We start from the raw sequence: 25599 nt of genomic DNA, 5'->3' as shown, positions 1-25599 counted from the left end.
CCGACGCGATATGGACGTGGGTGGCCGCGTTTACGCTAATTTGTTATGCCTTTATCATCCGGTGACAGGTGTCACGGAACTATAGACCAAGCGCGCGGGCTTGTCAGTAGCTTTGCAATCCGCGGGGGCGGAAACGCCGGAGCGCTCGCGTTTCATCCACGCCCACCGCATTATTCCCGATATGCACGATCAAATCCCGCACTTTATCCCCGAATATACCCCGGCCTTCGTCTACGATGAGTCCCGCATCGCCCGCCAGCTCGCCCTGTTGGCCGAGGTCCGGCGGCGCTCGGGGGCGCGGCTGTTGTATTCGGTCAAGGCGCTGCCCTGGGAGGCGCTGCTGGAGGCCGTGCTGCCGGAGGTGGATGGATTCTCGGCGAGTTCGCTGTTCGAGGCCCGCTGGGCCGCCGAGTTCGCGCATTCCGCACCGCGAAGGGTCGGATTGCACATCACCACGCCCGGTTTCCGCGCCGGGGACATGGATGGCATCGCGTCGGTTTGCGATTATCTCAGCTTCAATTCTTTGGAGCAGTGGCGGCGGTTCCTGCCGGGGCTGCCGGCGCGGGTGTCGCCCGGAATCCGTGTCAATCCGGGGCTTTCCTTCCTGGACGATCCACGTTACGACCCTTGTCGCCCGTATTCCAAGCTGGGCGTGCCTTTGGCGGAATTCGCCGCCGCGCTGGCCGGGGAGCCTGGAATCGCCGCCCGGATCGAAGGGTTACATTTCCATACCTTGTTTGAGTCAGCAAGCTTCGCGCCATTGCGGGAAACCCTGGCCCACTTGGAACAAGGCCTGGGTCCGCGCCTGGATGGGCTGCGTTGGATCAACCTGGGCGGTGGCTATCTGCTCGAAACCGAGCGGGATGTGCGGGATTTGGCCGGGGTGGTCCTCGACTTCAAGCGCCGCCACGATCTCGACGTGTTTTTCGAGCCGGGCAAGGCCGTCGTCGGGCGGGCCGGGAGTCTGGCCACCCGCGTGATCGACCGCTTCGAGCGCGGGGGCAAGGCGGTGGCGGTGCTGGATACCGGCGTCCACCACCTGCCCGAGGTGTTCGAGTACCAAAAAGCCCCCGTCCTGCGGGAACACCGCCCGGACGGCGGGCATGCCTGCCTGTTGGTGGGTTGTACCTGCCTGGCGGGGGATGTGTTCGGGGAATACCGCTTCGACCGGCCTGTGCAAGTGGGCGACGCCGTGGTGTTCGAGAACGTCGGGGCTTACGCCCTGGTCAAGGCCAGCCGCTTCAATGGCTACGATCTGCCCGCGCTCTATCTGCGCGGAGCGGACGGCAGCCTGCGGCTGGCGAAGCGCTATGGTTACGGAGACTACCGGCGGTTGTGGGCCGCCGACGAGGCCGCGCCGCTGGACGGGAGCGGGCCGGACATTTAACTTTAAGCCGCCGTGTCGCTTTTCCTGATTGCGCCCAAACTACCATGCCTGCCATACCCTATCGTTTGCTGTTGCCGTTGTTGTTGCCCGCGCTGCTGGCCGGTTGCGCCAGTACGCCCAAGCCGCCGCCGCCCCGACCCGCCGCCAGCCGCGCCCACATGGGTCCGGTGATCGATTATGCCCTCAGCCTGCAAGGCACGCCTTATGTCTGGGGCGGGGAATCGATGGAGGAGGGCGGTTTCGATTGCAGTGGCTTCGTGCAGCATGTCTACCGCCGCCATGGCGTCCGCCTGCCGCGCACCGCCCGCCAAATGGCCGAAGCCCTGCCGCCTTTGGACCGGCGCGACAAGCGGCCCGGCGATTTGTTGTTCTTCAACACCACGGGCGAACCCTATTCCCATGTCGGCATCTATATCGGCCATAACGCCTTCGTGCATTCCAGCAGCGCCAAGGGCGGGGTGATCGTTTCCAGCCTGGACAAGCCCTACTGGTGGGAGCATCTGCTGGGCATCCGGCGGCCCGGCCAGTTGGAGCGCTGGCTGGATTCCGCCGCGCCGTTGGGCCGGGATCGCCGCTCGAACAATCCAAGGAGATAACACCATGAAAGCCATCGTGATGACCGCCGTCGGCGGACCCGAGGTGCTGGTCCTGCGGGACATTCCCGAACCCGCCATCGCCACGTCCACCCAGATCAAGGTCAAGCTCCATGCCGCCGGGGTCAATCCCATCGATACCAAACTGCGCCGGGGCGGGTTGTTCTATCCCGACGCGCTGCCCGCCGTGCTGGGCTGCGACGGCGCGGGCGTAGTGGTCGAGACCGGGGCCGAAGCCACCCGTTTCCAGCGCGGCGACCGGGTGTGGTTCTGCCACGGCGGGCTGGGCGCGGAACCGGGCAATTACGCCGAATACACCGTGCTGGATCAGCGCTGGGCGGCGGCGATGCCCAGGGCCTTGGATTTCGTGCAAGCGGCGGCGGGTCCGCTGGTGCTGATCACGGCCTGGGGCATGTTGTACGACCGGGGCCGCTTGCAAGCGGGACAGACGGTGCTGATCCACGGCGGCGCGGGCGGGGTGGGGCATGTGGCCCTGCAATTGGCCAAGCTCAAAGGGGCGCGGGCGCTGACCACGGTGGGATCGGCGGAGAATGCCGCCTTCGCCAAGGCATGCGGTGCCGACGAGGTCATCGATTACCGCGAACAGGATTTCGTGGCCGAAACCAACCGGCTGACCGGCGGGGCCGGGGCCGATCTGGTGGTCGATACGGTGGGCGCGGAAGTGTTCCGGCGCAGCGTCGAATGCACCGCCCATTTCGGCGATCTCGTGACCCTGCTCGATCCGGGCGAGTTCTCGTTCAAGGAGGCCCGGCTGCGCAATCTCCGCATCGGCTTCGAGTTGATGCTGACCCCGATGCTGCGCGATTTGCCCGCCGCCCGCGCCCATCACGCCGAAATCCTGGAGCGCTACGCCGAGTGGATGAACCAGGGCCAATTGAAACTGCACGTCAGCCAGACCCTGCCCTTGGAACAAGCCGCCGCCGCCCATACCCAGCTCGAAACCGGGCATACCCTGGGCAAGCTGGTCTTGAAAATCGATTGAACGGAGGAAAGGCCCATGGCCGCCGTCATGAATAATCCGCCGGTCCCGGCACCGCATTACAAGCTCACGGTCGATGATTATTACCGTATGGGCGAGGCGGGGATTTTCGGTCTCGAAGACCGGGTGGAGTTGATCGAGGGGGAGGTGATCGAGATGTCGCCGATAGGGTGTTTCCATGCGGGCGTGGGCAGTGAAATCCCGGCCCGGTTGATGAACCAGCTATTGGGCCGGGCGATAGGCTGGGTGCAATATCCCATCCGCTTGTCGCGCTATTCCGCGCCGCAGCCGGATTTCGCCTTGTTGAGATTCCGCGCCGATTTTTACAAAACCGCCCTGCCCACCGCCGCCGATGTGCTGCTGGTGGTCGAAATCGCCGATACCAGCGTCCGCACCGACCGCGAAATCAAAGCCCCGCTCTACGCTAGGCACGCCATCCCGGAATACTGGCTGGTCGATATCCCCGCCCGCTGCGTCGAGGTCTATGCCCAGCCCGAGGACGGGGTTTATCGCCAAATCCAGAAGTTGACGGCGGGCCGTTTGACCCCCATCGCCTTTCCCGAGGCCGCGCTGGACGTGGCGGGGTTGTTCCAAGCATGAAGCCGGATATGAGACGGCGGGGGAGGGGAGATGGCGCGTAGCCGGGAATTCTGCCCCGACACGGCCCTGGACAAGGCGATGCGGGTATTTTGGGAAAAGGGCTATGGCGGCACTTCCATCGAGGACTTGGTGAATGCCACCGGGGTTAGCCGCTATGGGCTCTATGGCGAATTCGGCGGCAAGAGCGGCTTGTTCCACGCCGCCTTGGAACATTACCGCGCCACCATCCTCCGGCCCTTGCTGGACATCATCGAACCGCCCGACGCCGGACTCGACGCGGTCAAAGTCCTGTTCGATACCTTGCGCTGCTTCATGAGCCAACCGGGCAGCCCATTGGGCTGCTTGATCTTCAATTCCATGCACGAATTGGGGCAATGCGACGAGGCGGTGGCGGCGACCGTCATCGCCGCCCGCGAGCGCCTGCGGGCGGGGTTGCGGCGGATGCTGGACAACGCCGTGCGGCGCGGCGAACTGCCGCCCGGCTACGATGTGGAGCGCGAGGCCGATTTCCTGTTCGGCGTCATGCACGCCTTGCCGATGATGGCCCGCGCCGGGGTCGAACCTGCGGCCATCGGTAATATGGTGGGCGTAGCTTTGTCCACCCTGGACTCTCCGGCGGGCCGGGAATCAGAACGGATGTTCTGATTTTGCTTTACGGATTCCAGAATATATGTTCTGATATGCCCCGTCCCGCTGGGACGTGCGCTCGCATTCAACCATCGCTGAATCCACCGAGGGAATCCGTATGAAACTGTACTTCCACCCCGCTTCGCCCTTCGCCCGTAAACCCAGGATCGTCGCGCATTTGCTGGGCCTGGAACTGGAAACCGAGTTCGTCGATTTGTTCGCGGGAAAAGGGCAGGTGCCCGAATTCCTCAAGCTCAACCCGCACGGCAAGGTGCCGACCCTGGTGGATGGCGATTTTTCGCTGTGGGAATCCAACGCCATCCTCCAATACCTCGCCGCGAAGCAGGGCGATACCGCGTTGTACCCGGACGATGTGAAGGTCCGGGCCGATATCGCCCGCTGGCTGTTCTGGGAGTCTTCCAGTTGGTCGCAGGTCTGCATGGTCTATGTGAATGAAAACATCCTGAAGCCGATGTTGGGCCGGGGCGAGCCGGACCCGGCGGAACTGGCCAAGGTCGAGGAGAAATTCCACCGTTTCGCCAAGGTGCTGGATGGCCATCTGGCCGGGCGCGACTGGCTGGTGGGGGATGGCATCACCCTGGCGGATGTTTCGGTGGCCGCTTCGCTGATGTACGCCGTGCCGGGGAAATATCCCTTGGAGGGCTATGCCAACATCGCCCGTTGGTTCGGCCAGGTCCAAGCCTTGCCGGCCTGGGCCGCCACCGCGCCGCCCGCCGCCTGATGGAGGGCCGCGCCGCCAGGGAAGGCGGTGCGGCTTGCCAGGGAGGGCCGGACTGGGCGGCATTGGAGGCAGAGCGGGACGAGGCGTTGCGAACCGGACGATTGACCCGGCTCAGACTTCGATGGCGATTTTATGCCAGACGAACACCGCTACCAGAACCATCCCGCCCACCCCGCCCAAACCCAAGCAAAGTAGATGTAGCCAGCCCACCGGAATGGCATGGAGCAGGCCATTCCCGGCGGCGAACGGCCACCAGGGCCGCATATCGGCGTGCATCAGGCTGTCGAGGAACACATGCGAATAAGTGCCGAGGAATGCGCCGGTGAGCGCTGGAATCCGGCCTATCTCCGCGGCTACCCGTAGCCCACCCAGCCCGCGTAATCCGGCGACCCGATTCCATCCCGCCAAAATCATCCGGCAGAAAGGCCAGCCCAAGGCCAGCGTGGCGAAGGCGATCAAGGTCGCGCCCGCATAGCTGTGGGTGGGGCCGTGCAGGATGGCGTCGCCGCGCAGCAGGTGGAACAGGGGTTCCACGTCCATGGCGACTTGGGCCGCGCCGAACAGCGTCAGGCTGAAATGGCGTCCGCCCACGGCCTTGAGGGCGAGGCCCGGACCCAGGTGGAAGGGGGTGAAGGGCATGGTTTTGTCCGATGTTTGTGTGTGGATTGGTGGCGCAAAAGTTAGGGTCATGGTTCGGAATGCGGCCAGCCTTTAACAATCCGGTTCTGTAACTCCGTCCGCAGCTCGCCGCAATACTGGGCTTTTTCTTCCGCCGTCCAAGTATCGAACCAAGCCAGGCATTCCCGGATGCCTTGCGCCAATGGTCGCGTTGGCGGTTTCATGCGGCGGAGCAGCAGGGCCATGAGGGTGGGATAGGTTTCATCTCGTGCTGCGCCTTTGTCCGGCTTCGAGTCTGAGTCGAAGCAGGCGGTTTCCTGCAAGCACCAAGCGAGTAGGCGGACCAATGTGGTCAAGTTTGTTTCGTCTCCATCCCGAAGAGCCAAGCGGAATAAAACCGGGAAGGTCCGCTGCAAGCGCTTGAATTCATGCCATTCATGAATGCCGTCTGCCTTGATAAAGCGGAACATCAGCAGTTTTTCCCAAACCGTAATGGTTTCGTTCGCTGTGAGCGCCAACAGGTTATTCCCTAAGCGGCCCATGCGATTTATGGCTTCTGGGTGTGAAAAATAACAGTCGCACCAAAATAAAATTGCCCGAACCGTTTGCTCATCTAATTGGTCGGTTTCGGCTACATGGGTGATGCAAAAATCAGCGTCTTTTTCGTGCTGATGAGCGCGTACCCAAGCACAGGCATAGGACAGCATCGGCGCGGGTAGTTTCTTCTCGGCGCCGCCCCAGGCGCGATATATGAAATCGGCACCGGATAAGACAGCATTTTCGCCATGTCCCAACCAATGCAGCGCCTCGCTTTCGATGAAGGCCCGCTCGCCTTCGGCGTCCAGCCAGGATTTGAAGACGAACGACGCTTCGATGCCGAGGCGGTTGGTTTCCACGGCCAGCCAGTCGCAGATGGCGTCCTGGACCAGCGCCCGGTCCTGGGTGGCGTCCAGCCAGGATTTGAAGACGAATTGCGCTTCTGGGAGGATGCGGTTGGTTTCCACGGCCAGCCAGTCGCGGAGGGCGGCCTCGACCAGCACCCGGTCCTGGGTGGCGTCCAGCCAGGATTTGAAGACGAATCGCGCTTCGGGGAGGATGCGGTTGATTTCCACGGCCAGCCAGTCGTGGATGGCGTCTTGGACCAGCACCCGGTCCTGGGTGGCGTCCAGCCAGGATTTGAAGACGAATTGCGCTTCGGGGAGGATGCGGTTGGTTGCCACGGCCAGCCAGTCGCGGAGGGCGGCCTCGACCAGCGTCCGATCCTGGGTGGCGTCCAGCCAGGATTTGAAGACGAATCGCGCTTCGGGGAGGATGCGGTTGGTTTCCACGGCCAGCCAGTCGCGGAGGGCGTCCTGGACCAGCGCCCGGTCCTGGGTGGCGTTCAGCCAGGATTTGAAGACGAATTCCGCATCGGGGAGGATGCGGTTAGTTTCCACGGCCAGCCAGTCGCGGAGGGCGTCCTGGACCAGCGCCCGGTCCTGGGTGGCGTCCAGCCAGGATGCGAAGACGAATTCCGCTTCGGGCCGGATGCGGTTGTGGTCAAGCCTCAGCCAGCCCCTGATACGGAAATAGATAACGCCCTGATTTCGCAGCAAGGGCTGAAATTCGGCCTGTCCTTGGGTGGCGTCCAGCCAAGCCTTGAATATGAAAGTCGCCCATCGGCTGCTCCACCAATCGTCCAACCAATCGAGTACATGGCTGAGTATTTCCTCAGCGGGAAGCTTTTGCCGTAGCCAAGCACAAAGCAGGTAGTGAGTTTGGAGCGAGGGCGGGTGGGCTGCCAGCCAAGCCTGGGCGGCGGCTTGATAGCGCGGGCCATCCAAATACACCGCCTGGGTCAGCATGAAATTGAACGGATGGTCTTGGCTCACGGCGGCATCCAGCCAAGCTCGCAATGCCGCTTGATCGATCCCGGCGCTGGCTTCCGGTTGCTTCGAGCAAATGCGGGCGATGAAGCCCAAAGTGTTCGCGATGACCGGAACGGCGGCCAAGCGCTCCCGATCCTCGGCCTGGGCTTCCAGCAATCGCAGCTTTTCCGCCGGACTGAACAAAACACTGACCAGCAAGGCGGCGATACACGGTTTCCACTGCTCCGGGCGCTCTTGGAACAAAGCGAACCAAGGCGTATCGGGCAATTCGGCGGCGATGCGGCTCAAGGCTTGGAGGGCGCTATCGCGGAAATCGCAAGTCTCGGCATCGTCCAAGATTTGCCGCAAGGCGCGGCGGCGGGTCGTGGCGTGAAGCAGTTCGTCGAGCAAGCTACGGTCGGCTAGGAGGTCGTGCGCCAGATTCCACAGGCCGCTGCCCTCGTCCTGATAAACCCAACCATCCTGGCACAGCGCCCTATGCAATTCGCCGGTCGGCGGGCAACGTTGCTCCAAGGCGTCCAGGGCCGGGTCGGCGCAAGGATAGGCGGCGAACAAACGGCTGCTTGGCTTGGCGGCCCCGGTCGCTAAGGTACTGGCGGTAGGCAGGCGCTTCTTCCACCACTGCTTGAAATCGCCATCGGCCAATAATTCACGCAGGCTGTCGGTTTGTTTGTGGTCGTGCAAATAGCGCACGAAGACCGCGAAAATCGGAATCCCGCCGCAAATCGTCCGCAGCCGCTCCGCTTCCGGCACGGGTTCCAGGATATGCGTGATCACGGCTTCATGGGGGAGGGCGTCCAGGTTGCGCTCGCCCAGGGTTTCCGGGGGCGACTGGGCGAAATAACTATCCCGGCAAGTGGCGAGCAGGCGCAAATGCCCACCCCGTGCATTGCATTCGTCGATCTGCGCGGCCAGTTCGTCGAAGCCCGGACAGCTTTCCAGATAATCCAACAACAACAATATCCGCGCCCCCGCCAAGCGCTGGGTCAATTGGGCGATGCTCTCGGTTTTGCACAGCCGGACATTGACCAAAAGCACCGCCCAACCTTCCCGTAGCGCATGCAAGCCGACTTCGCGCATCAGCCGGGTTTTGCCTATGCCACCTTTCCCGTGCAACACCAAGCCGGTGAATTCGCTATCGATGACCGCCAGGATGTCGGCCACGGCCAGTTCCGGCAAAGGCATGAAACTCAAGCGCAACGGGTTCAGATAGTCGCGGAAATTGTTTTTCAGCGGTTCATCGGGGTCCAGCGGGTCGAGGCCCGGCGGCTTCAGCTTGGGGAACCAGCGCAACAGCAGTTCGGGTCGCTGTTGCAATTTCGGCCAGAGCCTATCCCAACACCAGATTTCGACCCGGATCGCGGACAAATGGCCGAGCGAGGCAGCGCGGGCAGACAAGGCGACGAAGGCCGAGCGGATTTCCCGTTCCAATTCCTGCCGCCGACTGTCGTTTTCCAACTCATGGCTAAGGCAGAACAGGTAGGTGGTGATGCGCGGGGTTGGACTGAACCAGGGTGCGTATTGGCTTTGGCCGGGACCGTTGGCCGTGAGGTGGGTGTCGAAATGCCGCTTGACTTCCTTCCAGCGTTTCAACGCCGCGTCGAATCCCCGCTCGCTGGTGAATTTGCACTCGAAAACCACGCCTTGATCGGGCTGGAACAAGTCGATGCCGCCATCGCGCCCGCCGGTTTGATAGGCCACGAGGCCGGGATAGTCATCCCAAAATAATTCGGCCACGAAGCGCTGGAAGTCATCTTTGGGCTTGGCCGCGTCGGCGTATTCCTCGGAGAAGGAGGCGGGGGTCCATGGCGACATGTTGTTTTTAGATAATCCATCCGGGCCGGATTCGCCGAATGGTGGGGGAAGGGAGCTGAGGCTTACGGGACATCGTGTTGTTGGGTGGATGGAAGGGAGGTTCCATCCACCGGGGTATCATCAATCGATCTTTCTCACCCCATCCGCCGTCGCCAACAACACCATATCGGCGGGCCGCATCGCGAAAATCCCGCAAGTAATCACGCCCACGATGTTGTTGATTGCTTTCTCCAAGGCGATGGGATCGACGATGGAGAGGTTATGCACATCGAGGATGTGGCCGCCGTTGTCGGTCACGCAATGTTCGCGGTAGACCGGCTGGCCGCCGAGCTTCACCAGTTCGCGGGCCACATAGCTTCGCGCCATCGGGATGACTTCGACCGGCAGCGGGAATTTGCCCAAGACATCCACGCACTTACTGTCGTCGGCGATGCAGATGAACTTACGGCTGGCGGCGGCGATGATCTTCTCGCGGGTCAAGGCCGCGCCGCCGCCCTTGATGAGCTGCTTGTGCGGGTTGATCTCGTCCGCGCCGTCCAGGTAGATGTCGAGCGTACCGACCTCGTTCAGGTCCAGCACCGGGATGCCCAGTTTCTTCAGGCGCTCCGTGCTGTTGACCGAACTGGAGACCGTGGCTTCGATGTCGTGCTTGATGTCGGCGAGGCAATCGATCAAGTGGTTCACGGTCGAGCCGGTGCCGATCCCCAGCACCGAATAGCCCTTGATATATTCCAAGGAAGCTTCCGCCACTTTTCTCTTCAACTGGTCTTGGGTCATTTTGCTCTCCAACATGGGGTTAACGGGTCGATTCGGGGATAATACCGGCTTGTTTCCGGTTTTTTTGGAATTTTAAGATTTTGATGCTGCACAAATATATCAAGCGCATCCTGCGCGCACGGGTCTACGACGTGGCCGTCGAAACCCCCTTGGATGCCGCGCCAGGACTCAGCCGCCGTTTCGGCAACCGCATCCTCATCAAGCGGGAAGACCTGCAACCGGTATTTTCCTTCAAGCTGCGCGGTGCCTACAACAAGATCGCCGGGCTGTCCGAGGCAGCGCGGCAAGCCGGGGTGATCGCCGCATCCGCAGGGAACCACGCCCAGGGCGTGGCGCTCTCGGCCCAAAAACTCGGCATCCGCGCCTTGATCGTGATGCCCTGCACCACGCCCGCCATCAAGGTGGACGCGGTGCGGAACCTCGGTGGCGAAACCGTGCTGCACGGCGACGCCTACGACGAAGCCTACGAACACGCCCTGCGCCTCGCCGACGAGCAAAACCTGACCTTCGTCCACCCCTACGACGACCCGGAGGTCATCGCGGGGCAGGCCACTGTCGGCGTGGAAATCCTGCGCCAGCACCAGGGCGATATCCACGCCATTTTCGTCCCCGTGGGCGGTGGTGGCTTGATCGCCGGGATCGCGGCCTATGTCAAATTCGTGCGGCCCGACATCAAGATCATCGGCGTGGAACCGGACGATGCCGATGGCTTGCGCCGCGCCCTGAAAGCCGAACGGCGGGTGGTGCTGAAACAGGTGGGCTTGTTCGCCGACGGGGTGGCGGTGAAGCAGGTGGGGCGGGAGCCGTTCCATATCGCCCATCAGTACGTGGACGAAGTGGTCACGGTCAACACCGATGAGATTTGCGCGGCCATCAAGGATATTTTCGACGACACCCGTTCGGTGGCCGAACCCGCCGGGGCTTTGGGCGTGGCCGGGGCCAAGAAATACGCCGAAACTACCGGCCTCCAGGGCCAAACCCTGATCGCCATCGAGAGCGGCGCGAATGTCAATTTCGACCGCCTGCGCCATGTCGCCGAGCGGGCCGAGGTGGGCGAACAGCGCGAATTGCTGATGGCCGTGACCACGCCCGAGCGGCCCGGCAGTTTCCTGGAATTCTGCCGGGTGTTGGGGCGGCGTGGCGTCACCGAGTTCAACTACCGCTATTCCGATGACAGCGCCGCGCATTTGTTCGTGGGCGTCAGGACCGGCGGCGGCGATGGCCGGGAGTTACTCGCCCAGTTGCGGGAGCGGGGCTATCAAGTGCTGGATTTGGCGGGCAACGAGGCGGCGGTCGAGCATATCCGCTACATGGTCGGCGGACACGCGCCCAAGCTATTGCACGAGGTCGTCTACAGCTTCGAGTTTCCCGAGCGGCCCGGTGCCTTGCTGAAGTTCCTGGAGGCGATGAGCGGGCGCTGGAATATCAGCCTGTTCCATTACCGCAACCATGGCGCGGCGTTCGGGCGGGTGTTGATGGGCATCCAGGTGCCCAAGGCTGAGCGCAAAATCTTCCGGCAATTCCTTGATACCGTGGGTTTCGCCTATCGGGAGGAGACGCAGAATCCGGCCTATCGCTTGTTCGCGGGGGCGAGCGAGCGGGGGTGAGGTCGGTTTTAAGCGCGGGCTACAGTTCGTCCGCCAATTGACGGCGTTGTTTGCGGCGCGTTAAGGCCGGGCATCATAACGATGGCCGCTCGAGGCCGGGTCGCGCTGGCTTTCCCACCCCACCCATTCCCCGTATCCTGTGCCGCTTTCGGACACACGGCAGAGATCGACGACCATGATCCAGGATCAACAACAAGACAAACCGCGCTGGCGCTCCCTCGCCCTATGGCTGGCGGTGGCGCTGCTCGGCGCGGCGGCGGTGGGCGGCATCGCCCTCAACCGCGGCGAAAGTGTCAACAGCATTTGGTTCGTGACGGCGGCGGTGTGCGTGTACGCGCTGGGCTACCGCTTCTACAGCGCCTTCGTGGCGACCCAGGTGCTGGTGCTGGATGGCTCCCGCGCCACGCCCGCCGAACGTTTCGACGATGGTCGCGACTTCGTGCCGACCAATAAATGGGTGGTGTTCGGCCATCATTTCGCCGCCATCGCCGGGCCGGGGCCGTTGATCGGGCCGACCCTGGCCGCGCAATTCGGCTATCTGCCCGGCACTTTGTGGATTCTGGTCGGGGCGGTGCTGGGCGGTTGCGTGCAGGATTTCGTGATCCTGTTTTGTTCCATCCGCCGCGACGGGCGTTCGCTGGGGCAGATGGCCCGCGACGAACTCGGTCCCATCGGCGGCGGCGCGGCCCTGCTCGGGGTGATGTGCATCATGATTATCCTGATCGCGGTGCTGGGCTTGGTGGTGGTCAACGCTATGAAGCACAGCCCCTGGGCCACCTCCACCGTGGGCGCGACCATTCCCATCGCCATGGTGATCGGGGTCTATATGTCCAAACTCAGGCCGGGGCGGGTGATCGAAGCCACGGTGTTGGGGGTGTCGCTGCTGTTGTTGTCGGTCTGGGGTGGCGGGGTGGTCGATGGAATGCCGGGGCTGCGCCAAGCCTTCGATTACGATGGGCAGCCTTTGGCCTTCATGGTCATCGCCTATGGTTTCGCGGCGGCGGTGTTGCCGGTGTGGTTGCTGTTGGCCCCGCGCGATTATCTCTCCACCTTCATGAAGCTCGGCACCATCGCCGCCCTGGCCGTGGCGATCCTGTTCCTGCACCCGGAAATCAAGATGCCCGCGCTGACCCGCTTCGTCGATGGCACCGGCCCGATCTTCGGCGGCAAGCTGTTTCCGTTCGTGTTTATCACCATCGCCTGCGGGGCGATTTCCGGGTTCCATTCGCTGATTTCCTCCGGCACCACGCCTAAGCTATTGGCGAACGAGGCCGACGCCCGCTTCATCGGCTATGGCGCGATGATGATGGAATCCTTCGTGGCGATCATGGCGATGGTGGCGGCGACCGTGTTGGACCCTGGCGTTTATTTCGCCATCAACAGCCCGGCGGGCGTGGTGGGCAAGGAAGCCGTGGACGCGGTGGCGAAGATTTCCGGTTGGGGCTTCCCGGTGACGGTGGAGCAGATGCAATTCCTGGCCCGCGAGATGGGCGAAACCACGCTGTTCGCCCGCACTGGCGGTGCACCGTCGCTGGCGGTGGGGATGGCGTCGTTGTTCGCCAGCGCCTTTGGTCAGAGCATGCTGTCGCTGTGGTACCACTTCGCCATTATGTTCGAGGCGCTGTTCATCCTCACCACGCTGGACGCCGGGACGCGGGTGGCCCGCTTCATGTTGCAGGATATCCTGGGCAATTGGATTCCGGCGCTGGGGCGCACGTCTTGGTATCCGGGGGTGATTTTGACCTCGGCCATGGTCGTGTCCGGCTGGGGTTATCTCTTGTATATCGGCGTCATTGATCCCTTGGGCGGTATCAACAGCCTGTGGCCGTTGTTCGGCATCGCCAATCAGATGTTGGCCGGTATCGCGCTGTGTGTCGCCACCACCATCATCGTCAAGAGCGGCAAGCTGCGCTATGCCTGGGTGACGGCGGTGCCGTTGTCCTGGCTGTTGATCGTGACCACCACGGCGGCGCTGGAAAAGCTGTTCAGCCCGGAATTGCGCATCGGCTTCCTGGCCCATGCGCGGGATATGGCCGACAAACTGGCGGCGGGTGCCTTGCCCGCCGAACAAGCCGCCAAGGCTCCGCAGTTGATCTTTAACGATTATCTGGATGCCGGGCTGACGGCGCTGTTCTTGCTGGTGTCGTGGACCTTGGCGGGCGATACCTTGCGGGTGTGCTGGGCCATCGTCGTGAAGAAGCCGCATCCGCCGTCCAGCGAGTCGGCGCATATTCCGAGCCGCTTGGTGGAGGATTGGGTGCGGGATTGATATTCCGCCGGATCGGCGTGGAGCCGTGGCGTAACGACCCGCCCCCCGCGCCGATCCGGCTATAATGCCGCCTTTTCCCCACCCCCAAGCCCCATGTCCGAAACCCTCCAGGAACTCCAACGGCGGCGCACCTTCGCCATCATTTCCCACCCCGACGCCGGTAAAACCACCCTCACTGAAAAACTGCTGCTGTTCGGCGGCGCGATCCAACTCGCGGGTTCGGTCAAGGGCCGCAAAGCCGCCCGCCACGCGACTTCCGACTGGATGGAGATGGAAAAACAGCGCGGAATCTCCGTGACCACGTCCGTCATGCAGTTCGAGCATAAGGACCGCATCTTCAACCTGCTCGACACCCCCGGCCACGAAGATTTCTCGGAAGACACCTACCGCACCCTGACCGCCGTGGATTCGGCCCTGATGGTGATCGACAGCGCCAAGGGCGTCGAGGACCGCACCATCAAGCTGATGGAAGTCTGCCGCTTGCGCGACACGCCCATCCTCACCTTTATCAACAAGCTGGACCGCGAAGGCCGCGAGCCCATCGAACTGCTGGACGAGGTCGAATCGGTCCTCAAAATCCAGTGCGCGCCCATCACTTGGCCCATCGGCATGGGCAAGCGTTTCAAGGGTGTCTACAACCTGGCCGAGGACGCCGTGCATCTGTTCAGCCCCTCGCATGGCGACCGCATCGTCGAGGGCGAGAAAATCCAGGGTTTGGATAATCCCCGTTTGGACGAGGTGCTGGGCGATCAGGCCGACGAACTCCGCACCGAAATCGAACTGGTGCAGGGCGCGAGCCACACCTTCGACCATGCCGCCTATCTGGCGGGCAAGCAGACGCCGGTGTTCTTCGGCTCGGCCATCAATAATTTCGGCGTGCTGGACCTGTTGGACGCCTTCGCCGATTTCGCGCCGGGGCCGCAATCGCGGCAGGCGCGGGAGCGCACGGTCGAAGCCGAGGAGGAAAAATTCAGCGGCTTCGTCTTCAAAATCCAGGCGAACATGGACCCGGCCCATCGCGACCGCATCGCCTTCCTGCGCATCTGCTCGGGGAAATACACTAAGGGCATGAAGATGCACCATGTCCGCATCGGCAAAGCGGTGCAGATCGCCAACGCCATCACTTTCCAGGCCGATAGCCGGGTGAATGTCGAGGATGCTTACGCGGGCGATATCATCGGTCTGCACAATCACGGCACCATCCAGGTCGGCGACACCTTCAGCCAGGGCGAAACCCTGAAATACGAGGGCGTGCCGTATTTCGCCCCGGAATTGTTCCGCCGCGTGGTGCTGAAAGACCCGCTCCGGGCCAAGGCGCTGCAAAAGGGTTTGCAGCAATTGACCGAGGAGGGCGCGACCCAGTTGTTCAAGCCTTTGAAGAACAATGATTTGATCCTGGGCGCGGTGGGGGTGTTGCAGTTCGACGTGACCGCGTTCCGCCTGAAATCCGAGTACAACGTCGAATGCGTCTACGACAATGTGTCGGTGACCACGGCGCGGTGGGTGACTTGCGACGATCCCAAAAAGCTGGAGGAATTCAAGCGCAAGTTGTTCGACAATCTGGCGGAGGACGGCAGCGGCTATCTGGTCTATCTCGCCAGCAGCCGGGTGAATCTGGCCTTGGCGCAGGAGCGTTGGCCGGAGGTGAAATTCAGCGCGACGCGGGAGCTATAACTTTGGGCAGAAAAAACCGCATTTTCTCCGGCGGCAGTTTTTTTATGGCTTGGCGGGATCACAGATAATTGAACAAGGACAGCTTCTGCACCTGCGAGAACGCTGTCATCGAGGCTTGCAGCACCGTTTGCTGTTGGCTGAACCGGCTGATGGCCTCGGCGTAGTCGAGGTCTTGCACCTTGGACAGGTTGGCCTGGGTGTCGATGATGAACTTGCTTTGCAGGGAGTCTTGCTCGTCCAAGGCGTTCAGGCGGGCGCCCACGCTGGCGCGGATATCCAAGACCCGCTCCAGGCCGGTGTCGATATCGGCCAGCGCCGCGCTGGCGGTGGCGTGGAATTCGGTGGTCGATCCGGTGCCGGTCGAGGGATCGGCTAGCCCGGCGTCGGCCAGGAAGCCGGGCGTGCCCTGGCTGACGGTGACGCTGGCGTTGGGACCGATCTGGACCGATGCGAATTGGATCGCCCCGTTGCTGACTTGCGCCGCCACTTTGTCCCGGAGCGGTCCCGCGCTGATTTGGGTGTTGATGGCATCGGCCAAGGCTTGGGCCGAGGGGTAGTTCTGGGCCGGAATGGTGATCGTTTCCGCCGTGCCGCCGTCCACCGCCAGATCGAAGCTTGCCGGTCCCGCCGAATAATCCTTCCCGCCCGCGAGGTTCGCCGTGCCGGTGAGCGTGCCATGGGTGCCGGTCAAATCCCCTTTGAGCGCCTGGGCCAGGGTGTAGACCGTGTTGAGGAGGCTTTGCTTGCCATCGACATTGGCGATGCCGAGCTTGCCCGCCGTCGAGGGCACGTCCTCGAATACCCGGAATCCGGTATCGCCATCCTCGATGTTGCGCAGATCGCCGATCCGCAGCGAGCGCTGCTGTTGACCGCCTTGATAGACATAACTGGGCGGCGTCCGCTGGTCGTCGAACACATAGGGCGGGGTATCGGTGCGGTAGCCGCCGAAGATGTATTCGCCGTTGGCGTTCTTGGTGTTGGCGAGCCCGGTGATTTCGTCGAGGTATTGCTGGGTTTGATCGCCCAGGGCTTGGCGGTCGCTGGCGGTGAGGGTGTCGTTGAGTCCGCGCACCGCCACTTCCTTGATCCGCTGCAACAGGGTATCCACCGAATCCAGGGCGGAGTCTTCGAGTTGCAAGCGGCCTTGCGCCGTGGTCAGGTTGGTTTGGTATTGCTGGGTGGTCTTGAGCGATTCCGTCATGATCTGGGCGCCGACCGCCCCGCCCGGATCGTCCGCCGGGGTCAACACCCGCAGGCCGGTGGATAGCTGCATCTGGGTCTGGGACACCAGGGATTGCTGGTTCAGCATCGAATTGACGCCCAGTTGTTGTATCCAACCGCTCGATATCCGCATGGCCCTAGCTCCTGACCGCCGCCATCAGCGCGTCGAAAGTGTTGTTCAGCGCCGGGATCAATTGCGCCGAAGCCTGATAGGCTTGCTGGAATTTGACCAGATTGGCCGCTTCCTCGTCCAGGTTCACGCCCGACACCGATTCGCGGGACTGGGTGACTTGGTCGAGCAGGTTCTTCTGGGCCGTGTTGTCCAGGGTGGCGGCATTGGCCTTGACCCCGACCTCGCCGATCAATTGGTTATAGGCGCCTTGGAAGCTGGCTTTGCCTTCCAGCATCCCCTTGGTTTGTTGCAGGTTGACGAGGGCGCTGGCGTTGACGTTGTCGCCGGGTCCGGTCGAGGGCGAACCGGCGGCGGCGACTTGGTTGGGATCGTCCAGGGCCGCTTGGATGGTGCCCGCCGGGGTGCGGAACGGCTGGATCAGGAAGCTATCGCCCGCTTTGGCCGTGCCGCTGGCGATGCCGATCTTGAGCCCATCGACCTGGAACCCGCCCGAACCCGCCGGGTTGTCGGTGAACTTGGTGTTGTCGCTGAGCCGGGTCAGGACGGCGTTGCCGCCGCTGTCGTAGTCCAGGCGGTAATCGCTGGCGGTGAGCTGGGCGGGGGTGTTGGCCGGGGTGGTGGCGGTGGCCGGGGTATTGTCGAAAGCCACGCGCAGTTGGGCGTCGCCGCCGTTGGTTTGCTTGGCGAACCAGCCATCGGTGGGCGTGGTGGGGTCGGTGAAGAAATCCTGCCCGGCATTGCCCTTGAGGTCGCTGCCCTGGCGGTGCTGGGCGTTGACCGCCAGGGCGAAACCGGCGGCGATGCGGCCCAGGCTGTTCTGGGCGGGGTCCAGCACGTCGTGGCTGAATTTCAGCAGTCCCCCCATTTCGCCGCCGGTCAGGGCGTGGGTGACGACGATGGCGCCTTGGTCGCCGCCGCTGGAAAGGACGATGTCGTCGGCACGGGCGTCGTAGGCCGAGGGCTGGGTTTGCAGGCGGTTATAGGCCGAGCCCATGATGAGGCTCTGGCCGTTGCCGATGAACACGTCGATGGCCCCGTCGGCCTCGGTCATGACGCTGGTATCGACCTTGCCCGACAGCTTTTCCAACAACAGGTTGCGCTGGTCGAGCAGGTCGTTGGGCGGCTGGCCGGTGCCGCTGGCGGATTGGGACACGATCTGGGTGTTGAGCTGGGCGATGGTCTCGGCCCAGGTATTGATCTGGTCCACGTCGGAACTCAGGGTTTGCTGGACCTGGGCGCGCAGGGTGTTGAACTGGGTGTCGAGGACGTTGAAGCGCTGGGCCACGCTGTCGCCCTGGGTCAGGAGGACTTGGCGGGCGGCGATGGCGCTGGGATCGTTCGCCACGTCCTGGGCGGCGTTGAAGAAGGATTGCAGCGGAGCGGACAGGCTGGCGCTGCGGTCGCCGATGAAGCTGTTGATCTGGGAAGTCAGCTGGTTGTAGGCCGTGGCACCGCCGCTGGCGGATTGGCTGGTGCGGACCTGGGTGTTGAGGAAGTTGTCGTAGAGGCGGGCGACGGTGTCGATATTGACGCCGTTGCCGAGATAGCCTCCGGCGGTATAGGTCGAATCGCGCTCGCTGGTTTCGACCCGCTGGCGGTTATAGCCGTCGGTGTTGGCGTTGCTGATGTTGTTGCCGGTGGTGGCGAGGGCGCGTTGCGCCGCTAATAGCCCCGATGCCGCGATGCCTAGAAGTCCGTCCGCCATGGGTTCCACCTTGGGGGCCACGGGGTTTGCGCCCGTGGCAAGCCATTATCCCATCCAAATCTATCGGCATCCTCGCGCCTTTCCTGAGATTGCCGCCCTTCCTTGGGGCGCAGGCTGGGGTTTGCGCCATGCAAACTGAAGTTCGCGCTCCAGTCCGTTTTCAAAAAATCTCCGGCACTTGATCGAAGGCGTTGCCATCCTGGTAGATCGCCATCACTTTCCGCGCATAGGCCGGGTCGGTGGCATAGCCCGCCTTCTGTAGCCCGGCGATGAATTGGCGCGGGTTCTCGGCGTGTTGCAAAGCTGCCTGGTAGCGCGGGTTGCTCTTGAGGAAACCGACGTAGTCCCGGAAGCTGTCGGCGGGGCTGCCATAGGCCCGGAACGCGGCTTGCTCCCGCACCTGGGCGCCGCCGACGAATTCGGTGGTGCCTGCCGTCAGTTTCGCGCCTTGCCAATGGCGGTCGGCCTTGATGCCGAACAGGTTGTTGCCGTTGCGGGATTTGCCCCAGCCGGTTTCCAGCGCGGCCTGGGCCACCAGGAGCTTGGGATCGACGCCGATTTCCGCCGCCGCCTTTTGGGCATGGGGCCAGACCGCCGCCACGAATTGATCGCGGTGGTCGAATTCGCCGGAGCCTGGATTCGCGGTCGGCATGTCCACCGGGGCGCGGGTGCCGGTGTGCTGGACGCCCGCCGCCATGCCGCGCGGGCGGTAGTAGGGCGTTTGCCGGTAATCGTCCAGGCTCTTGCCGTTCAATCCACTGGAGGGGGCCGCGCCGCCGCCGAGTTGGCGTTCCAGCATGTTGGCGATGCCCAGCTTGGAATGCTTGCCCAATTCCACGGCCAGTTGTTGGTCGTGCATTTCCTGGAAGGTCTCGGATTGCGGGCTGTCGGTCAGGCCGGATTTCAGCGTGGCCTGCCGCATGCTTTTCAGCGCCATCTGCACGAACAGCGACTCGAATTGCTGGGCGGTTTCCTTCAGCGCTGCCTTGGGGTCTTGTTTGGCCTGGGTGCGGAGCGCCGCCGTGCCTTTGAAATCGGTGTAGACATCGGCCAAGCCGCTGGATTTGATCATGGCCGCATCCCCTTAGATGACGATGAGTTCGGCCCTAAGCGCCCCGGCGCTCTTGAGGGCTTCGAGGATGGCGACCAGATCGCTGGGGGCCGCGCCCACGTTGTTGACCGCCTTGACGATCTCGTCCAGCGAGACGCCCGGCTTGAACACGAACATGCGGTTGGCGTCCTCCTTCACCGAAATATCGGAACGCGGCACCACCGCCGTCTGGCCGTTGGAGAAGGGGCCGGGCTGGCTCACCACCGGCTTTTCGCTGATCGTCACCGACAGGTTGCCATGGGTGACGGCGGCGGGCTGGACCCTGACATGGCTGCTGATGACCACGGTGCCGGTGCGCGAGTTGACGATGATCTTGGCCGGGGTTTCGCCGGGGGAGATTTCCAGGTTCTCGACCATGGAGGTGAACGACACCCGCTGCGAGGGATCGCGGGGGGCTTGGACCTGGACCGTGGCGGCGTCGATGGGGCGGGCCACTTCGCCGCCATAGGTGCGGTTGATTTCCTCGGCCAGCCGGTTGGCGGTGGTGAAATCGGGATTGTGCAGGTTCAGCAGGATATGCCCGCCCTGGGCGAAGCCGGTCGGCACCTCGCGCTCGACCGTGGCCCCGTTGGGGATGCGGCCCGCGCTGGGCACGTTCACGGTGATCTTGGAGCCGTCCAAGCCTTGGGCGGCGAGTCCGCCCACCACCAGGTTGCCCTGGGCGATGGCGTAGATTTGGCCGTCCGCGCCTTTGAGCGGGGTCATCAGCAGGCTGCCGCCCCGGAGGCTCTTGGAATCGCCCAAGGACGCCACGGTGACATCGATGGTCTGGCCCGATTTGGAGAAAGGCGGCAGTTCGGCCTGTACCGACACCGCCGCCACGTTGCGGGATTTGAGGTCCAATCCGGCGGGCAGTTGTATGTTCATTTGCAGCAGCATGTCGCGGAGGGTCTGGCTGGTGAAGCGGTTGGGGTTCTTGTCGCCGGTGCCGGTGAGCCCGACCACGAGGCCATAGCCGATCAATTGGTTGCTGCGGACCCCGGCCACGCCGGCGATGTCCTTGACCCGTTCGGCCTGGGCGCTGGCGGCAAAACCCCAGAGCATCAAGGCCGCGAGCAAGGCGCGGGCCGTGGTCTGAAACAATGTATGGGTATTCATGGCCGGTTCCTGGATCAATAGGGGAAGATGACGCTGGTGAAGAAGCGTTGCAGCCAGCCCATGCGGTTGGCGTCGTCGATCTGGCCCTCGCCGTTGTAGACCATGGTGGCGTCGGCCACCTTGCTGGAATCCACGGTGTTGGCGGGGTCGATGTCGAGGGGGCGCACGATGCCGGACAGCTTGATGTATTCGTTGCCCTGGTTGAGCCCTAAGCGCTTTTCGCCCTGGATGCGGAGGTTGCCGTTGGGCAAGACCTCGACCACGGTCACGGTGATGCTGCCGGTCAGGGCGTTGTTTTGGTTGCTGGTGCCCTTGCCGGTGAAATCGTTGCTGGCCTTCAGGCTGCTTTCCAGGCTGTGGCCGAGGATTTGCGCGGCTTGCTGGCCCAGGATCACCGGGGCGTCCACGGTGGTGGTGCCTTCGCGGCTGGCGCTGCTGTTGGCGCTCTTCTGGGCCTTGGTCTGCTCGCTCAGCAGGATGGTCAGGGTGTCGCCGATCCGGCGGGCCTTGGCGTCCTCGAACAAGCGGATTTCGTAGCCGGGCTGGAAGATCGCGCCCATATTGGTCAAGGGCGGCGTCGAATCCTCGGCGCGGGTGGGGGCGTAGTTGGGGTCGCGCTTGGGTGGCGGATGCAGCAGGTCGGCGCAGCCGGTCAGCAGCAAGCACGCGCACAGGGCGGCGTGGGCGGAAGCGCGGAAGGCGGTCATGGCGGCGGTCCTCACATGTTGTTGGAGGCGAAGCTCAACATCTGGTCGGTGGTGGAGATGGCCTTGGAGTTCATCTCGTAGGCCCGTTGGGTCTCGATCATGTTGACCAGCTCTTCCACCACGTTGACGTTGGAGGTTTCCAGCGCTCCTTGTTGGATGGTGCCCGCGCCGTCCTGGCCGGGGGTGGCGACGATGGGGGCACCGCTGGCCAGGGATTCCTTGAACAGGTTTTCGCCAACCGGCTGGAGTCCGGTGGGATTCACGAAATCGGCGATTTGGAGATTGCCGATCACGGTGGGCGCGGTATTGCCGGGCGAGAGGACCGACACCGTGCCATCGGTGCCGACGGTGATGCTTTGCGCCCCTTGCGGTACGGTCATGGCGGGTTCCAGGGCGTAGCCGCCGTTGGTGACGATCTGGCCGTTGGAATCCAGCTTGAAGCTGCCGTCGCGGCTATAGGACAAGCTGCCGTCGGGCATCAGGATTTGGAAATAACCCCGGCCATTGATCGCCATGTCGAGGGAATTCTGGGTCTGGACGATATTGCCCTGGGTGTGGATTTTCTCGGTGGCGACGGTGCGGACGCCGGTGCCGAGTTGCAGGCCGGAGGGCAGGGTGGTGTTCTGGGTGGATTGGGCGCCGACCTGACGGACGTTCTGGTATAGCAAGTCCTCGAACAAGGCCCGCTCCTTCTTGAACCCGTAGGTGTTGCTGTTGGCGAGGTTGTTGGAGATCACCGCCATTTGGGTTTGCTGGGCGTCGAGGCCGGTTTTGGCGATCCAGAGGGAGGGGGTGGTCATGGTCGTTGCCTATTGTGTGGTTCGGTTCTTGGGTCGCTTCAGCCCATCCGCATGATCTGGGCGCTGGCCCCGCCATCCTCGTCGATGGTCTTCATCATCTTGATCTGATGCTCGAACTGCCGGGCCAGTTGGATCATCTGCACCATCTCGCCGACCGTGCTGACATTGCTGCCTTCCAGGGTGCCCGTGGTCAGCTTCACGCCGGCGTCGGCGGGGGCGGGTTGTCCGCCCTTGACCCGGAACAGGCCGTCGGTACCTTTTTCCATCTGGTCCAAGGGCGGCTTCACCAGCTTGATCCGGTCGATCACGGCTAGGTTGGCGATGGGCGTGGCCTGCGGCACGATGTTGATGCTGCCGTCGCGGTCGATCTCGATCTTTTCCTGCGGCGGGATGGCGATGGGGCCGTTGTTGCCCATGACCTGGAGTCCGTTGCCCGTCACCAATTGTCCTTGGGCGGTGATATGCAAGTCCCCTGCCCGGGTATAGGCCTCGCTGCCGTCCTTGGATCGCACGGCGATCCAGCCCTCGCCATCGATGGCCACGTCCAATTCCCGTCCCGTGGTTTGCAAAGCCGCCGCCGAAAAGTTGACGCCGGGCCGTTCCGACATCGCGTAGACCCGGCTGGGATGGCCCACGCCGAACATCGGCATGGTCCTGAATTGGTCGAGGTCGGCGCGGAAGCCGGTGGTGTTGGCGTTCGCGAGGTTGTTGGAGTTGGAATCCTGGGAATGCAGGATTTGCTTGGCACCGCTCATCGCGATGTAAAGGCCGCGGTCCATGGTCTTGGCTCCTCTCTATGAATGCTTGCGCCCACCCCGATCAGCGGATGTTCAGGACCGAATCGATGGCTTGGTTCTCGGTGGTGATGCTCTGGGCATTGGCTTGGTAGGACTGCTGGGCCACGATCAGCTTGATGAGCTGCTGGGCGATGTCCACGTTCGATTGTTCCAGGGAACCCGAATTGATCGCCCCGAAACCGCTGGTCCCGGCCTCGCCGATGATGGCCGGGCCGGAGTTGATGGTCTGGGTCCATTCGGTGTCGCCGATCTTCTGCAAGCCCTGCACGTTCTGGAACCGGGCCAGGGCCACTTGGCCCAGGGTCTTGGTTGCGCCGTTGCTGTAATTGGCGGAGACGATGCCGGTTTTGTCGATGCTGACCCCGCTCAGGTTGCCGACCGGCAAGCCGTCCTGGGTGACGCCGAGCACCCTGGAGCTTCCCGACAGCTGGGTGCTTTTGGCCAGATCCAGGGTGATGTTGAGCGCGGCGGCGTTGCTGTCGGGGATGGTGTATTCGGGCAGGGCGAGCGTGGTCGAGGCGGCCCCGTTGACATTGGTCAGGTTGCCGTTGCTGTCGAAGGCCAGCGGGGTCGAGGTGGTCGAAAGGACGGTGCCGTCGATGGCGCTGTACATGTTCCACTGCCCGGCGGTGTTCAAATCCTTCACGAAATAATTGGTCACCAGATGGCTATCGCCCAGCGAATCATAGGTGGTGATGGCGTTCGACCAGTTGTAGGTGGTCGCGTCGTTGGCGTTGAAGGCCAGGGTGGCGCCGTTGGCGTCCACCGGGGTCTTGCTGTTGGAATTCAGGTTCACCGATTCGTTGACGGTCGTGGTGGCCTGGGGGGCGCTTTGCGTGGTGTCGAGCCGCAGGGCTTGTAGCGAACTGCTGAAGCCGGCGGCGGCGGTGTCGCCATTGGCGGTGTGGAGCAGCAAGGGCTGGTTGTCGTTATTCACCACGTAGCCGTCCTGGTTGGCGTGGAATGTGCCGTTGCGGCTGTAGAGCTGGGCCTGGGTGTTGTCGAGGCTCTGGCCCAGCACGAAGAAACCTTCGCCATTGATGCCTAAATCCAAGGTGTTGCCGGTGCTGTCCAGGGTGCCTTGGCGGAATTGCTGGGCGTCGTTGGCGATACGCACGCCCATCCCCGGCGTGGTCGCCGTGATATTGGCGAAGGTGCTGGCGTACATATCGGCGAATTCCGAGCGCGATTCCTTGAAGCCCGTGCTATTGGCGTTGGCGATATTGTTGCCGGTCACGGAGAGGAGGTTCTGGGCGGCGGTGAGTCCGCTGAGGGCGATGCTGAAGCTCATGGGGGCGACCTCGTGTCGTTCGGGTTAATTCACGGATTGGATATCGCTCAGGGCGTAGCTGCCGAGCCCTTGCAGTTCCACCTGCATCCCCTTGGCCCCGCCCAAGGTCACGCCGGTCACTGGCGCGGTGGCCTGGGTGGTCAGGGCCGTGGTTTGGCCGCCGATGACCGCCTCGGCCTTGACGGTGTAAAGCCCCGGCTGGGCCAGGCCGCCGCCGTCCTGGGTGCCGTCCCAGGCGAAGGGTAGGTTGCCTTGGCTTTGCGGTCCCAGGTTTTCCACCTTCATCAAGGTTCCGTTGCTGTCGGTGATCCGCAGCGTCACCGCGGAAGCGGCGGCGGGCAGCACCATCTCGCCCTTCAGCGTGCCATTGCCCGGCAGCATCGCCTTGTCCGAGGCGACCGAAGCCGAATGCCCGACCAGATTGGACGCCGACAGCGATTGGTTTTGTTGGATCGCGCCGGAAAAGCTGTTGAACGAGGACTGCAAATCCTGGATGCCGCTGACCATGCTGAACTGGGCCATCTGGCTGAGGAATTGGGTGCTGTCCTGCGGGCTCATCGGGTTTTGGTTGTTGAGCTGGGCGGTCATCAGCTTGAGGAATTGGTCCTGGCTGACCAGCTTGTTGTTGGCGGTGCGGGTGCCGCTCGTCGCCGCCGTCGCGGCGGGCGAGAGCCCCAGGGCTTGCAAGGTATTGGTATCCACGGCCATGGCGGTTGCTCCTTAGGCTTGGCCCATGCGCAGGGTTTGCAGCATCAGCTGCTTGGCGGTGTTCACCACCTCGGTGTTGTCCTGGTAGGAACGCGAGGCGGACATCATGTTGGTGAGTTCTTCGATGGGGTTGACGTTGGGCCGGAAGATATAACCGTCCTTGTTGGCCAAGGGATGGCTGGGGACGTATTCCACCCGCATCGGTGTCTGGCTCTCCACCACGCCCAAGACCTCGACGCCCACGGCTTCGTCGGCCTGGCCCTTGTCCACCCTTTGGCCCAGAGCGTCTTTGAGCTGGGCCGCGAACACCGGCTGGCGCGAGCGGTAGGTGTTGTTGATGCTGCTGCTGACGGTCTCGGCATTGGCGAGGTTGCTCGCCACCAGGTTGAGGCGCACGGTCTGGGCCGCCATGCCGGAGCTGGCGATGTCGAAAATCTTGAAGGAAGGCATG

22 protein-coding genes are annotated in these 25599 nt (G+C 63.1%); 9 read left to right on the top strand and 13 right to left on the bottom strand.

All coding sequences use genetic code 11. The features are described 5' to 3' along the window. Positions 1-181: 181 nt before the first annotated feature. The 6 genes from B9N93_RS13160 (at position 182) to B9N93_RS13135 (ending at position 4949) form a co-directional block, all read left to right on the top strand. Positions 182-1387: a type III PLP-dependent enzyme domain-containing protein gene (locus tag B9N93_RS13160; protein ID WP_085216275.1), complete on the top strand. Its 1206-nt coding sequence runs from the start codon at positions 182-184 to the stop codon at positions 1385-1387. A gap of 44 nt (positions 1388-1431) precedes the next feature. Next, the gene (locus tag B9N93_RS13155; protein WP_085214359.1) at positions 1432-1983 is read left to right on the top strand and encodes a C40 family peptidase; all 552 of its coding nucleotides are present in this window, start codon (positions 1432-1434) and stop codon (positions 1981-1983) included. 4 nt (positions 1984-1987) lie between these two features. Continuing rightward, positions 1988-2983 carry a zinc-dependent alcohol dehydrogenase family protein gene (locus B9N93_RS13150; RefSeq protein ID WP_085214357.1) on the top strand — a complete coding sequence of 332 codons (996 nt, stop codon included), beginning with the start codon at positions 1988-1990 and terminating at the stop codon, positions 2981-2983. A gap of 15 nt (positions 2984-2998) precedes the next feature. After that, positions 2999-3580, top strand: coding sequence for a Uma2 family endonuclease (locus B9N93_RS13145; protein ID WP_085214355.1), 582 nt, complete (start codon positions 2999-3001; stop codon positions 3578-3580). A 30-nt stretch (positions 3581-3610) separates the two neighbouring features. Beyond that, a complete protein-coding gene (locus B9N93_RS13140) occupies positions 3611-4225 on the top strand; it encodes a TetR/AcrR family transcriptional regulator (RefSeq protein WP_085214352.1) in 615 nt (204 codons plus the stop codon). 100 nt (positions 4226-4325) lie between these two features. Beyond that, a complete protein-coding gene (locus tag B9N93_RS13135) occupies positions 4326-4949 on the top strand; it encodes a glutathione S-transferase family protein (protein WP_085214350.1) in 624 nt (207 codons plus the stop codon). A 111-nt stretch (positions 4950-5060) separates the two neighbouring features. Here B9N93_RS13135 and B9N93_RS13130 read toward each other — a convergent pair whose 3' ends face one another. The 3 genes from B9N93_RS13130 to rpiA all read right to left on the bottom strand — a co-directional run bounded on the left by B9N93_RS13130 (position 5061) and on the right by rpiA (position 10027). After that, on the bottom strand, positions 5061-5588 hold the full coding sequence (locus B9N93_RS13130; protein WP_085214348.1) for a metal-dependent hydrolase: 528 nt from the start codon (positions 5586-5588) through the stop codon (positions 5061-5063). Between the two features lie 47 nt (positions 5589-5635). Continuing rightward, the gene (locus B9N93_RS13125) at positions 5636-9250 is read right to left on the bottom strand and encodes an NACHT domain-containing protein (RefSeq protein ID WP_085214346.1); all 3615 of its coding nucleotides are present in this window, start codon (positions 9248-9250) and stop codon (positions 5636-5638) included. 120 nt (positions 9251-9370) lie between these two features. After that, positions 9371-10027 carry a ribose-5-phosphate isomerase RpiA gene (gene rpiA, locus B9N93_RS13120; protein WP_085216274.1) on the bottom strand — a complete coding sequence of 219 codons (657 nt, stop codon included), beginning with the start codon at positions 10025-10027 and terminating at the stop codon, positions 9371-9373. A gap of 83 nt (positions 10028-10110) precedes the next feature. On the opposite strand from rpiA, the gene ilvA reads away from it, so the two are divergent. From ilvA to B9N93_RS13105, 3 genes are all read left to right on the top strand, one after another. Beyond that, on the top strand, positions 10111-11634 hold the full coding sequence (gene ilvA / locus B9N93_RS13115) for a threonine ammonia-lyase, biosynthetic (protein WP_085214344.1): 1524 nt from the start codon (positions 10111-10113) through the stop codon (positions 11632-11634). Between the two features lie 175 nt (positions 11635-11809). Beyond that, entirely contained in the window at positions 11810-13903 is a 2094-nt protein-coding gene (locus tag B9N93_RS13110; RefSeq protein ID WP_085214342.1) for a carbon starvation CstA family protein, read from the top strand. 93 nt (positions 13904-13996) lie between these two features. Continuing rightward, entirely contained in the window at positions 13997-15577 is a 1581-nt protein-coding gene (locus tag B9N93_RS13105; protein WP_085214340.1) for a peptide chain release factor 3, read from the top strand. A 58-nt stretch (positions 15578-15635) separates the two neighbouring features. Here the strand turns inward: B9N93_RS13105 and flgL are convergent, their stop codons facing one another. The 10 genes from flgL to flgC all read right to left on the bottom strand — a co-directional run bounded on the left by flgL (position 15636) and on the right by flgC (position 25598). Further along, complete coding sequence (flgL, locus tag B9N93_RS13100) at positions 15636-16931, bottom strand: flagellar hook-associated protein FlgL (RefSeq protein ID WP_085214338.1); 1296 nt, start codon at positions 16929-16931, stop codon at positions 15636-15638. A 4-nt stretch (positions 16932-16935) separates the two neighbouring features. After that, complete coding sequence (gene flgK / locus B9N93_RS13095; RefSeq protein ID WP_125468975.1) at positions 16936-18636, bottom strand: flagellar hook-associated protein FlgK; 1701 nt, start codon at positions 18634-18636, stop codon at positions 16936-16938. Between the two features lie 160 nt (positions 18637-18796). Beyond that, entirely contained in the window at positions 18797-19708 is a 912-nt protein-coding gene (flgJ, locus tag B9N93_RS13090) for a flagellar assembly peptidoglycan hydrolase FlgJ (RefSeq protein ID WP_085214334.1), read from the bottom strand. Positions 19709-19720: 12 nt separating this feature from the next. Further along, positions 19721-20845: a flagellar basal body P-ring protein FlgI gene (locus B9N93_RS13085; RefSeq protein WP_085214332.1), complete on the bottom strand. Its 1125-nt coding sequence runs from the start codon at positions 20843-20845 to the stop codon at positions 19721-19723. A gap of 14 nt (positions 20846-20859) precedes the next feature. Then, positions 20860-21552, bottom strand: coding sequence for a flagellar basal body L-ring protein FlgH (flgH, locus tag B9N93_RS13080; RefSeq protein WP_085214331.1), 693 nt, complete (start codon positions 21550-21552; stop codon positions 20860-20862). 11 nt (positions 21553-21563) lie between these two features. Next, a complete protein-coding gene (gene flgG / locus B9N93_RS13075) occupies positions 21564-22352 on the bottom strand; it encodes a flagellar basal-body rod protein FlgG (protein WP_085214329.1) in 789 nt (262 codons plus the stop codon). 38 nt (positions 22353-22390) lie between these two features. Next, positions 22391-23131: a flagellar basal-body rod protein FlgF gene (flgF, locus tag B9N93_RS13070; RefSeq protein ID WP_085214328.1), complete on the bottom strand. Its 741-nt coding sequence runs from the start codon at positions 23129-23131 to the stop codon at positions 22391-22393. A gap of 40 nt (positions 23132-23171) precedes the next feature. Further along, positions 23172-24440, bottom strand: coding sequence for a flagellar hook protein FlgE (flgE, locus tag B9N93_RS13065; protein ID WP_085214326.1), 1269 nt, complete (start codon positions 24438-24440; stop codon positions 23172-23174). Positions 24441-24464: 24 nt separating this feature from the next. Beyond that, the gene (locus tag B9N93_RS13060; protein WP_085214324.1) at positions 24465-25148 is read right to left on the bottom strand and encodes a flagellar hook assembly protein FlgD; all 684 of its coding nucleotides are present in this window, start codon (positions 25146-25148) and stop codon (positions 24465-24467) included. A 12-nt stretch (positions 25149-25160) separates the two neighbouring features. Further along, a complete protein-coding gene (flgC, locus tag B9N93_RS13055) occupies positions 25161-25598 on the bottom strand; it encodes a flagellar basal body rod protein FlgC (protein WP_085214322.1) in 438 nt (145 codons plus the stop codon). Position 25599: the final 1 nt, after the last annotated feature.

The sequence above is a fragment of the Methylomagnum ishizawai genome (assembly GCF_900155475.1).
In the GTDB taxonomy this organism is placed as follows: Bacteria; Pseudomonadota; Gammaproteobacteria; order Methylococcales; family Methylococcaceae; genus Methylomagnum; species Methylomagnum ishizawai_A.
The sequence above is the reverse complement of the archived record's forward strand: the minus strand, read 5'-3'. Positions and strand labels throughout refer to the sequence as shown.